Here is an 11,433-nt window from a genome sequence, read left to right on the forward strand (position 1 = left end):
TCATCATATTTGATTTTGCCGCCCAACACCGCGGCGACGAGCAATCCGGCTTACAAACCCAACTCTTTGGCAATGATGGATTTCATTACTTCAGTGCTGCCCGCGTAGATGGTTTGCACCCTGATATCCCGGTAGTCCCGGCAGATGGGATATTCTTCGATGTAGCCGTACCCCCCGTAAAGCTGCAGGCAATGATAAGCTACACGGTTGGCCATTTCAGTGATCCAGTATTTGGCCATGGATACTCTTTTTACCACATTATTGCCCGCCATGTGCTCCTCGATCAACCGGTCCAGAAAGACCCTGCCCAGTTCAACCTCTGTGGCCATTTCTACAAGCTTGAAGGTATTATGCTGAAATTTGGCCACGGGTTTGCCGAATATGGTACGCCCGCAGGCGTAGTCGATGGCTTCCTGGAGCATTTTCTCGGCCAGGGCCTGTGCCCCGATGGTGGCCACCAGTCTTTCCTGCTGCAGTTTTTGCATCAGGTAATAAAACCCCGCTCCTTCATTACCCAACAGGTTGGCCGCCGGCACCCGGCAATTTTCAAAAAACAGCTCCACCGTGTCCTGGCTTTTTAGACCCATTTTGTGCAGCCTGCGCCCCTTTTGAAAACCGGGAGTGCCGTTTTCCACCACGATCAGACTGATCCCCCGGTGGGGGGGATTGGCCCGGGAGTCGGTTTTGCAGGCCACAATTACCAGGTCGCAGTTTTCCCCCCCGGAGATAAATGTTTTGGCGCCGTTCAAAATATAGTGATCACCGTCTTTAACCGCCACTGTTTTAATAGCAGAAAGGTCTGATCCGGTATCCGGTTCGGTCATGGCCACGGCGGCAATTATTTCCCCGGATACACAGCCGGGAAGCCATTTCCGTTTTTGCTCCGTGGTACCAAAGGAATGGATGTAAGGCACAACAATATCGCTATGCAGGGGAAACATCACATGGGTGCCCGCCCTGGCCAATTCTTCGGCAATAATCACCGAATAGCCGAAATCCGCCCCGGAGCCGCCATATTCTTCCTCCACCCAGGGACATAAATAACCCTGCTCGCCGCATTTAAGCCATACTTCCCTGGGAACCAGCCCCGCTTCTTCCCACTGCTGGTAATAGGGGATGATCTCCGTGGCGATAAATTTTTTGAAAGCATCCCTGAATATTTTGTAGTCGCCGGTATTAAAGTCTAAAGCCACATTGCCACCCCCTTACTTGGGCTGCATTCTAATGGCGCCGTCCAGCCGGATGGTACTGCCGTTGAGCATCGGGTTTTCGATGATACTTTGTACCAAAAGCGCGTATTCCTCCGGGTATCCCAAACGGGGCGGAAAGGGAACCATAGCTCCCAAAGATTTCTTGACCGCAGCGGGAAGACTGTCAAACATGGGCGTATCTATTAGACCCGGGGCGATGGTCATCACCCGGATACCGTATGCCGCCAGTTCCCTGGCAATTGGCAGGGTCATACTGACCACGCCGCCCTTGGAGGCGCTGTAAGCCACCTGCCCGATTTGCCCTTCAAAGGCAGCCACTGAAGCGGTGTTGATAATAACCCCCCGCTCGCCCTCCCGGTTGGGGTTGTTGGCGATCATTTTTTCCGCAGCCAATCGAATAACATTAAAGGTACCGGTTAAATTCACTTGAATCACTTTGGTAAAACTGGCCAGGTCATGGACTCCTTTTTTGCCGACCACTTTTTGAGCAATCCCTATGCCCGCGCAGTTGACGACCACATGGATACCGCCGTAGGTTTCAACGGCTTTGTCCACCGCCGCCCGTACACTTGCCTCATCCGTCACATCAGTTTTGACAAAAATTACGCTTTCCCCCAGTTCAGCCGCCAATTGTCGCCCTTTTTCCTCCACGAGATCCAGAATTACGGCCTGGCCATCCCGGTCAACTATTCTTCTAACCGTCGCTTCACCCAGACCGGACGCCCCTCCTGTTACCAGGGCAACGCAATTTTTCATCTCCATACCTATCTCCCCCCTGAAATTATTGTTTATTGTGGCTGTGATAAACCTTGCAAGGTGCTTCCGTTACTGGAGCGAACAACTATGGGATGATTATTACATTGCTTACCCAACACCGGCTACTTAATCAAGCCTTTCAATGATAGTGGCGTTGGCCATGCCGTGTCCCTCGCACATGGTTTGCAACCCGTATCTCCCGCCGGTTCTCTCCAGTTCATGCATCATGGTGATCATCAGACGGGCTCCACTACAGCCGAGGGGGTGGCCAAGGGCAATGGCACCGCCGTTGGGGTTGAGCCTGGCGGGGTCTGCTCCCGTTTCCTCCAACCAGGCCAGGGGGACGGGTGCAAAAGCTTCATTCACCTCAAATACATCAATGTCATTGATAGTCAGGCCGGCTTTTTTCAGCACCATCGCAGTGGCAGGAATCGGCCCGGTAAGCATTAAAGTGGGATCCGACCCGACTACACTGCGGGCAAGCACCCTGAAACGAGGTTTCAGTCCCAATTCCCTGGCTTTATCCATGGACATCAACAGTATGGCTGCCGCCCCATCGCTGATCTGGCTTGAATTCCCCGCAGTAATTTTACCGTTTTCCTGAAAAGCCGGCTTTAGTTTGGCCAGTTTTTCCAGAGAGGTATCGCAGCGGGGGCCTTCGTCCGCTTGGAAAACTGTTTTGGTTCCATCCGGCAAGGTTACTTCTATGGGCATTATTTCCCCGTCAAAACGCCCTTCATCCCGGGCCTTGATTGCTTTTAAGTGGCTTTGCAGCGAATATTCATCCAATTGTTCACGGCTAAAGCCCCATTTGTCTGCAATCCTTTCCGCGGACAGCCCCTGGGGTATGATCTCGTAGCGGGAGGTAAGCTCTTTACTGAACCAGGTGTCTTTCATACTGGACCCCATGGGCACCCTGGACATATTCTCAACACCTGCGGCCACAACAATATCCATATCGCCGCTGATGATGGCCTGGGCCGCAAAGTGTACCGCCTGCTGGCTGGAACCGCACTGGCGGTCTAAAGTTACAGCGGGTACATGCACGGGATACCCGGCAATCAGTGCCGCCACCCTGCCGATACACATGGCCTGCTCGCCCACCTGGGAAACACAGCCCATGATTACGTCCTCCACCAGAGCGGGATCGATCCCGGCCCTCCTGATTAGTTCTCCGAGCACCATCCCTGCCAAATCATCCGGCCGGATGCCGCTTAACATTCCACCACGTCTCCCGACAGGGGTTCTCACGGCTTCAATAATTACTGCTTCACGCATAAAACTCACCCTCTCATATAAATTTGCTGCACAAACAGGCACCTGTGTCTGGTGATCCGGCAGTTTTTCCATTCGTTTCACAATTTTACCTTTGTGTGTCGACAGATTGTTGTTCGCCCGCCGGTTGACTGACAGGAAAAGCTCTCACCTGACATTTTCGGCCCGTAATATGTTGTTGATCTTCTCCCTGAGGACCGACTTTAATATTTTCCCCACCGGGTTGCGGGGAATCTGGTCGGTAATTTCAAGCCTTTCGGGCAGCTTGTAAACCGCTACGCCTTTTTCTTCCATAAAGGCGGTCAATTCCTTCAAGTTCACCGTTTCTCCGGGCCTGGGCACCACAAAAACGCAGGCCCGTTCCCCCATTACTTCGTCCGGCATGGCTACCGCCGCAACATCCAGCACCTTGGGATGCCCCAGGAGCACGTTCTCCACCTCTTGGGCGCTGATGTTGAAGCCACCCCGGATGATAATGTCCTTTTTCCGTTCAAAATAGCCGATAAAATTTTCTTCCTTAATCATGAACAAATCCCCGGTATAGAAGAAGCCTTCATCGTCAAAGGCCTTTTGGGTAAGGTCTGGTCTTTTATAATAACCGGACATCACATTGGGGCCACGGTAGGCCAGTTCCCCTACCCCGCCAACTTCGGTGACCGGTTGTCCGCTATCGGGATCAATTATTTTTGTTTCCATCCCTTTAACCGACCAGTTTAATCCCGGTTTACCCCAGTATGGAAACACTTCCGCCCTCTTTTCCACATCCGGGACATCCAGTGGGCCGGAAAGCAATGCGGTGCCCTCATTTTGGCCCCAGATATTCACCACCTCGATCCCCCAGCGACGCTTAAATTCGCGTACCGCCCAGCCGGAAAGGGGCGCGGAACCGGAAGTAATGGTTCGCACCGAGCTAAGATCAAAGTCATCAATGCGGGGATGTTTTAAGATCATGTTCATCATGGCCGGAGCAAAGATGCTGAAATTAACCTTTTCATCCACGAACTGCCTCAGGCAGATTTCCACATCCAGCGGGTGATGCAACACGAAAGTGCCCCCGAATGCAAGCCACGGAACGTACTGTACCCCCAGAGCGGTCATATTTACCAGCGGGGCCAGGCACAGTTGGGTATCCCCTTCTCTAAAACCGGAAGCCTTTCGGAGCAAGCCGGCTTGGAAAAACCAGTTGTTATGGCTTAACGGGCATCCCTTGGGCTCCGCCTCGGTGCCTGAAGTCCAGCAGACGGTAAAAATATCATTGGCGTCAATTTTTATTGCCTCCAGTTTGTCTTGGGCTATTTCCCCCTTTGTCATCTCTCTCAACCGGGATAAATTGATCAAATGTTTTAAGTGGGGAAGACCCGGCTTCTGCTCCCCGGCCATTTGCAAATGTTTGAAACCCTTGAATTCATCGATGGAAATGTAAGCCTTGGCCCCGGTCAAACCGGCAATATATGAAAATTCCCGGACCCGCCACTGCACCGGCAGAGGAGAAATGATCGCCCCCGCCCTGGTAATGGCGATGTAAAGCATGGCCAGTTCCCAGGTATTGGGTAGTTGAACCATAACCACATCGTCCTTTTGGATGCCCATCTCCACCAATGCCGAGGCCACGGCACCGGCCGCCCGGTCCAGTTCCCGGTAACTGATTCGCTCCGGGGGCAATCCCACCAGCTGCTCCTTATTGGGAGGATCAACCAGGGCCACCCGATCCGGGTTCTTTTGCACTTGTTCCTTAAAAGCATCCAGCAGCGTTTTGGTGCCCCAGTATCCTTTTCCCGTGTATTCACTAATTTTTTCCCGGGAGGTTAATATCATCTTGATTCCCTCCTAAATATGGAAATCATGTTAGCAACCTATACCAGTCTTTAATCATTCAGCTTACTAACAAAGTAGTCTTTATATCTTTCCCGTAATACTTTTTTATTGAATTTGCCAACGCTGGTCTTTGGAACCTCGTCGATGAAAACCACGTCATCGGGCAGTTGCCATTTGGCAAACTTGGAAGATATAAAATCAATTATTTCTTCCTTGGCAACCTTATCCTTAAATTCTTCTTTTAAAACTACAAAGGCCAGGGGTCTTTCCTCCCACTTGGGGTGATAAATTCCCGTAACGGTAGCCTCCAGCACCATGGGATGGGCCATGATAGCATTCTCCAGATCAACGGAGGAAATCCATTCTCCACCGCTCTTGATCAGGTCCTTGACCCGGTCGGTGATTTTCAGATAACCGTTGGGGTCGATCGTCCCGGCGTCCCCGCTCTTCCAGTAACCGTCCCGGAAAGCTTCCGGTGTCCGCGAATCATTGTAGTAACTGCCGGTAATCCACGGTCCGCGAATTAAAATTTCCCCGGAAGATTTGCCGTCCCGGGGCAGTTCCTTGCCTTCGGGATCGACAATTTTGACGTCCAGGCCTGTAACCGGTATACCTTGCTTGCGCTTCAGTTCCCATTTTTCATCATCCGACAACCCGGTTTCCAAATCCGGTTTGACCAGGTTGAAAGTGACTAAAGGAGTGGTTTCGGTAGCTCCATAGGCGTGAATTATATCGGCACCGGTCAGCTCTTTCCAGCCTTTTGCCATGACCAGGGGCGGTTCCGTAGCACCGGATACCAGCCGGGCACCCCTGAAATCGGGTTTTTCCTTTAATGTATTGATATAGTTTAACATGGGCATAAAAATGGCCGGCGCCCCGCAACCTATTGTTACCTGTTCACTTGCCATTAGGTCGACCAGCGACCCCAAATCCTCCACCATATAACGCCCCGGCAGAACAATCTTGGCACCCATGAAGGTGGCCGAGAAGAAAAATCCCCAACCCTGGGCGTGGAACATGGGCACAAGCTGGATATAACAATCTTTCCAGGATAAACCCAGATAGCAAATAGCCTCCATTGTGTGCAGGTAAATGCACCGGTGGGAATAATAGACCCCCTTCGGTTTTCCGGTGGTCCCCGTGGTATAACAGGCGCTGTAAGCGGAGGTTTCGTCAATCACCGGCCATTTATACTCCGGTTCCGCCTCTTTTAATAACTCCTCGTAACTATAGACCGGGCTCAATTTGGTTTGTACTTCGGCCAAGTTTTTATCAGTCATGATGACATAACCCCGCACTGTTTTAAGGCTCGGGGCAATGGCCTCGGCAACCGGAATAAGGGATTCATCCACAAAAATCATTTTGGTCTCGCTGTGGTTGACTACATAACTCAACTCTTCGGGTGCTATGCGCAGGTTCATTTGCAGCAATACAGCCCCAATCCCCGGAATTCCAAAATAAAGCTCGTAAAAACGGTGTGTATTCCAATCCAGCACCCCTACCCTGTCCCCGGGGTTGATCCCGAGCTTGCCCAAAACGTTGGCCAGCCTTTTAATCCTTGCGTAAGCCTCCCCGTAATTGTAACGGGAGATACCCTGCGGGGTGCGGTAAACTATTTCCCGTTCGGGAAAATTTCTGGCCGCATGCCTGATAATGGTGGTGGTATTGAGCTGGTAATCGTTCATGGAGGTGGAGGGACAGCCCTTAACGATATTCATTAAAATCGACCTCCCGTTAAAAAAGTTTTCCAAGTTTGAATAGAGTTAATATTTAGAAATCAGGTTCCGTTATATTTTTATGCACCGCTCAACAACCCGCAACTAAGACCCACCTTGATCACCTGTGTTTAAACTCGGCCTTTCTTTTTTCAATGAAAGCATTAACCCCCTCCTTCACATCCTCGGTTAAAAAGACCCTGTCAAAAAGGTCGGCCTCAATTTTTAATCCCTCTTCCAAACTTACTTGAACTCCCCTGTCCACGGCCTGCTTGATCAGGTTTAACGCGACACCCGGCCGGGTGGCCAGTTTCCCGGCCAGTTTCATTGTTTCCTCAACCAGTTGCCCTGCCGGGACAACCCTGTTGACCAGGCCGATTTGCAGTGCTTCCCCGGCGGAAATAGGGTCACCAAGGTACATCAATTCCTTGGCCCGCGCTTCCCCGATCAACCTGGGCAGGCGTTGAGTGCCCCCTCCTCCGGGAAACAGCCCCAGCTTGATTTCCGGCAGGCCGAACTGTGCTGTATCCGCCGCCACGCGAAGATCGCAGGCCAGGGCCAGTTCGCAGCCGCCCCCCAGGGCCAGCCCGTTTACGGCGGCAATGGTGGGCCGGGGAAAATTATCCAAAGCATTGAACATTTTATGTCCCGCCAAAGCAAATTGCCCGGCCAGACCGGCCTGCCCCTTGAACAAACCGGGAAACTCCTTGATATCCGCCCCGGCCACAAAGGCCCTGTCACCTGCCCCGGTCACTATCAACACCCGCACTCCGTCGTCCCCGGCCAGCTCTTCCAGGTTTTGCAACAACTCCGCCATAACCCGGCTGTTTAAGGCATTTACCGGCGGGTTATTGATGGTCAGCACCGCCACTTGATCCTCTTTCCGCAATTCCACCATGGCCATAGACATACCCCCCGTTTCTTTGTCAGTAAACTCATAAGCGGTGTCAATACAAGCTTGCTAAATTATTTAGCAAAGAGCCTGCCAGAATGGTGGTTGGTGGGCGGTATCGGTGGGCGATGGTTGGCGTCATGGGTATCATCTGGACAAAACAGGTCTTACCGTTACCGGTTGAATACTCTGTACACTTTGTCCAGTACTTGACAACAACACAGTACAATCTCTAAACTAAGCGGCCCTGGTGGAATACCTGCAGAAGTACGGGTTTAAGCGGGAGATTTAGGCGCTTTTGAAGAATCAGTGAAGTGTAATTTTGTTTTTTTTGGAAATGAGTTAATGTGTTACAATAAATGGTTACATGGTATAATATGCGTATACGACTAAATTAAGATCATCATTCTTTTTCTTAAGCGAAGGGAGTGAGTCTGATTGAACTTTGTTAGAAAAGTTGCAAATAGTAACATATTAGCTAGCGTTATAGATATACCTGAAAGCCTTAGGAATAAAAAAGTTGAGATACTAATTTTTCCCTATGAAAATGAGCATGTGGAAGCTAACATGGATCAGAAACCAAAAAGAGCCAGAGGTTTATTAGAGAAGTACAAAAACAAGGATCTGCAGGCTTTAGAAAATGATGCCTGGGCAAAGGCAGCGGTGGATAAATATGAAAATAGTTGATACCAATATTGTTTTAAGGTATTTATTAAACGATTCGGATGATTTGTCAGAGAAAGCTGCCGAAATACTTGAGAATAGTATAGTTTTTCTTCCAAACGAAGTTATAGCAGAGATTGTCTATGTGTTGGAGAAAGTTTACAAAGTGAAGAAAAATAATATAAGCAGTGCATTATCAGAGCTTTTTGGATACGGAAATTTAGAAGTTAACGACTTTGGAGTGATTAATGAGGCGTTAAGGGTTTACGCAGAGAGGAACCTGGATTTTGTAGATGCATTATTATATGCCTATCACAAGTTAGGGAAACATGAGGTCTATACTTTTGACAAAAAGCTGAATAACTTGTTAAGCTCATGACTTGCACAAACAGGGGTACAAAAATAATTATATTTATAGAAGAGGGAGTGTAAATATTTTCGTGTAAATGGTTTTGATCCTTTTAGATAAAACCGGGGTTAATTAGAAACAACCAGGCAGCCCTTTACATGGAGGAAGGCCTGTGTTAGCCTATTGGGGCGGGAGGCCAACGCACAGCGTGGACTCCCCGCGGCCTCCCGGAAACACAGGCCTAGAGGCTCCATGTCAAGGGCTGCCGCCGGTTAATCGCCAGGCTAACTTATATGGCCAACTCAGTTTCCAATCTATCCCCAAAATATATGGCAAACTGTGAGATGCAGTTCTTCCAGTCTTTGACCGGCATGGTCCACTTTTTGGCTGCTTCAACAGTGGCCAGGTAAATAATCTTTTTCAGGGCATCATCAGTCGGGTATGCCGTTTTGGTTTTGGTTACCTTTCGCAGTTGTCGGTGATATCCCTCGATATATTGGTTGTATAAATCATTCTACGGATTTCATAGGGGTATTTAAAATAAGCTGTTAATTTAATAAATGGTCAACTCCTTTAATGGTAGTATTAACCATTTACACGTAATTTAATATATTCTCTTTGGAATCTCTTTGGAGCTAGGGGCGAGGAACCCCCGCCCCCTTGTTTAAACTAATATACAATCCCTCGATCCTTAACAAGTTTGGCCATTTGCCAGTTATCAACCCAGTGAGGCCCGAAGCATCCCGACCGAAAATTATTGGGGTCAACGTAATGAACTCTCTTTCTTTCAAGCCACATTTTGTCCATGACCGGTTCCTGCGGGGAAACTGAATTTTTTTTTGGCTATAAGCTTCATTTATCGGCTATTAATACTAAATACGGGCCTATACCCGCAGCCGCCAGGTTGGCTCCGGCCAATTATGCTGACCTGGAACTCGCCCGGGATTTGATAAATGAAGCTTATGACATGCATAATAGGGTGTTGGGTGTTGCTCCTCGCTATTATCTCATGGACGCCGGTTATGACGCCGAGTATGTATACTTACAGCCTTAAAGCTGCGCGGCCAGGCGATCATTAAACTTAATCACCGTGGTAAAAGGGTGCTTACAAAGAACACACCAGTGACGATACCCCTCTGTGCCCGGGTAATAACCCGATGGTTTATTGCAGCACCGAGAAGAAAAACCTGATGTTTATCAAAATAACGGAGTATCAGGTAAAACTAAGTATGCTATAATAACTTATGGGTAAAAAAACCTGAAAGGTTGAAATTTTCAATTGCGATTACTTGCAGATTTTAACAGTTATAGATGTTTCTTATTCCTAAATTTTTCAAAAATGATTATCACACATTAATTTAGGGGGAATAGATAAATTGGACACTCAATTAATACAATTACTTAATTATTTTTTAATAGCAACTCAAATTATCTCTATCATAATTTTATTTTTTCATAGTAAAAACTATAAATATAATCCTATACCTTGGCTAGCCGCAATTATACTATTACCTTTCATAGGCTTAATTCTTTTTTATTTTAAACTAATAAAAATGGCCATAGGGTTTAAAAATAATTCCCCATAGCCATATATTTTAAGTAACTTTAAATAAAGTCAATTTTAATAGAGGTATATTTTATCATTTCGTCATCGCTACCATCATCATAAAAATCAGCTCTAGATAATTGGCTTCCATATTGAGTAGCCGTAGTAACAACATGAATATATGGGAAATATTCGTGATCTGGCTCAATTGTGGCATTTATTGAGTGACTTATGTTACCATTCATATAAGTTGCAATATTGTTAGAGGATGAACCAGTTCTTACTGTTACGGTACCTACCCAAACGCTATCAGTTGCGTCCCAGAGTTTTACTTTGACTTCTCCAGTAGCAGATCCGTTAATGCCCCCAAGCAATGAGCCATTATAGGTTCCATTGAAAATTACCTTTGCTGACTTAGCGGTAGTTCCTTTAGCAATAAATCTTTGACCAACATATCAATAGGCATCTGCATATCCATATCCAAATGTCCAAGTTTTAGATTGTGCATACTTGTAATAGGGACTATAAGCAGTTCTATATTGAGAATAACCACTGTTGCTACCATCGCCCCAACCATCGTCTCCTGTTGTTAGCGTGGTGTCCGTTCCAATATTAACCGTTACTGGGTTTGCCATTATTGATATACTGCCTTCACTAATCGAGAAGACATCTTTTAAATGTTTAGCCTCTAACTTTTCTAGTTCCTTTATTCTATTTAAGTTAGAAGTTAAAGCTTTTTTGGTTAACTCAGGATTTGGTTTTTCCTTTTGTTGCTCATTATATTTAACGATATCTTCAATTGAGGTTATTTCACTAACCGGTTACACCCGGGCTTATCAAACTGTGGACTATATCATGGTTAAGCTGTACCTGCAGCGCTGGAACGGTAGCAGTTGGGTTGATCTGAGCACAGCCTGTCTCATAATGGGACCACCGAATCCGCAAAGTCGTATTCCGATTATTATTATGTAGAATAATAAAAGGGGCATCCGGTGTGCCCCGCTTTATTCCAGAGAATATATTAAATTACGTGTAAATGGTTAATACTACCATTAAAGGAGTTGACCATTTATGCAAGCCATGCGTGCATGAGCATTCGGCAACCCGGCTATCATCGCAGTAATCCTGCATTAGACCCGTGGTTTTGCGTCCTCATCTTTCGATGAGTTTGCCTTTTTCTTAACTACCATTTATTGACTTAATAGGAGATT

Annotated in this window: 10 protein-coding genes, 1 pseudogene and 1 riboswitch; of the genes and pseudogenes, 3 read left to right on the forward strand and 8 right to left on the reverse strand. The window is 47.7% G+C overall.

Annotated features, from left to right (window positions below):
* Positions 1-50: 50 nt before the first annotated feature.
* The 6 genes from IT084_RS16230 to IT084_RS16255 form a co-directional block, all read right to left on the reverse strand.
* Positions 51-1,193, reverse strand: coding sequence for an acyl-CoA dehydrogenase family protein (locus tag IT084_RS16230; protein ID WP_195713934.1), 1,143 nt, complete (start codon positions 1,191-1,193; stop codon positions 51-53).
* A gap of 12 nt (positions 1,194-1,205) precedes the next feature.
* Entirely contained in the window at positions 1,206-1,973 is a 768-nt protein-coding gene (locus IT084_RS16235) for a 3-hydroxyacyl-CoA dehydrogenase (RefSeq protein ID WP_195713935.1), read from the reverse strand.
* A 120-nt stretch (positions 1,974-2,093) separates the two neighbouring features.
* On the reverse strand, positions 2,094-3,245 hold the full coding sequence (locus IT084_RS16240; RefSeq protein WP_195713936.1) for a thiolase family protein: 1,152 nt from the start codon (positions 3,243-3,245) through the stop codon (positions 2,094-2,096).
* A 144-nt stretch (positions 3,246-3,389) separates the two neighbouring features.
* Positions 3,390-5,057 carry a class I adenylate-forming enzyme family protein gene (locus IT084_RS16245; protein WP_195713937.1) on the reverse strand — a complete coding sequence of 556 codons (1,668 nt, stop codon included), beginning with the start codon at positions 5,055-5,057 and terminating at the stop codon, positions 3,390-3,392.
* Positions 5,058-5,107: 50 nt separating this feature from the next.
* Positions 5,108-6,775, reverse strand: a complete 1,668-nt coding sequence (locus IT084_RS16250) for a long-chain fatty acid--CoA ligase (RefSeq protein WP_195713938.1) — start codon at positions 6,773-6,775, stop codon at positions 5,108-5,110.
* Between the two features lie 118 nt (positions 6,776-6,893).
* On the reverse strand, positions 6,894-7,676 hold the full coding sequence (locus tag IT084_RS16255; protein ID WP_207744648.1) for an enoyl-CoA hydratase/isomerase family protein: 783 nt from the start codon (positions 7,674-7,676) through the stop codon (positions 6,894-6,896).
* 426 nt (positions 7,677-8,102) lie between these two features.
* On the opposite strand from IT084_RS16255, the gene IT084_RS16260 reads away from it, so the two are divergent.
* Together IT084_RS16260 and IT084_RS16265 are read left to right on the forward strand one after the other, a co-directional pair.
* A complete protein-coding gene (locus IT084_RS16260; RefSeq protein WP_195713940.1) occupies positions 8,103-8,351 on the forward strand; it encodes a hypothetical protein in 249 nt (82 codons plus the stop codon).
* Positions 8,338-8,706: a PIN domain-containing protein gene (locus tag IT084_RS16265; protein WP_195713941.1), complete on the forward strand. Its 369-nt coding sequence runs from the start codon at positions 8,338-8,340 to the stop codon at positions 8,704-8,706. The genes IT084_RS16260 and IT084_RS16265 overlap by 14 nt, the downstream gene beginning before the upstream one ends.
* Positions 8,707-8,965: 259 nt before the next feature.
* Here the strand turns inward: IT084_RS16265 and IT084_RS16270 are convergent.
* Positions 8,966-9,237: pseudogene (locus tag IT084_RS16270) on the reverse strand (transposase); the annotation flags it as partial.
* An 815-nt stretch (positions 9,238-10,052) separates the two neighbouring features.
* Between IT084_RS16270 and IT084_RS19100 the strand changes: the two are divergent.
* Positions 10,053-10,262 carry a PLDc N-terminal domain-containing protein gene (locus IT084_RS19100; RefSeq protein WP_195713942.1) on the forward strand — a complete coding sequence of 70 codons (210 nt, stop codon included), beginning with the start codon at positions 10,053-10,055 and terminating at the stop codon, positions 10,260-10,262.
* A 19-nt stretch (positions 10,263-10,281) separates the two neighbouring features.
* Here IT084_RS19100 and IT084_RS16280 read toward each other — a convergent pair whose 3' ends face one another.
* Positions 10,282-10,596 carry a hypothetical protein gene (locus tag IT084_RS16280; RefSeq protein WP_195713943.1) on the reverse strand — a complete coding sequence of 105 codons (315 nt, stop codon included), beginning with the start codon at positions 10,594-10,596 and terminating at the stop codon, positions 10,282-10,284.
* Positions 10,597-11,317: 721 nt separating this feature from the next.
* Positions 11,318-11,405, reverse strand: a riboswitch (cyclic di-GMP riboswitch).
* Between the last annotated feature and the right edge of the window lie 28 nt (positions 11,406-11,433).

Origin of the sequence: Desulfallas sp. Bu1-1 (assembly GCF_015594625.1) — a bacterium.
Lineage (GTDB): Bacteria > Bacillota > Desulfotomaculia > Desulfotomaculales > Desulfallaceae > JADNRQ01.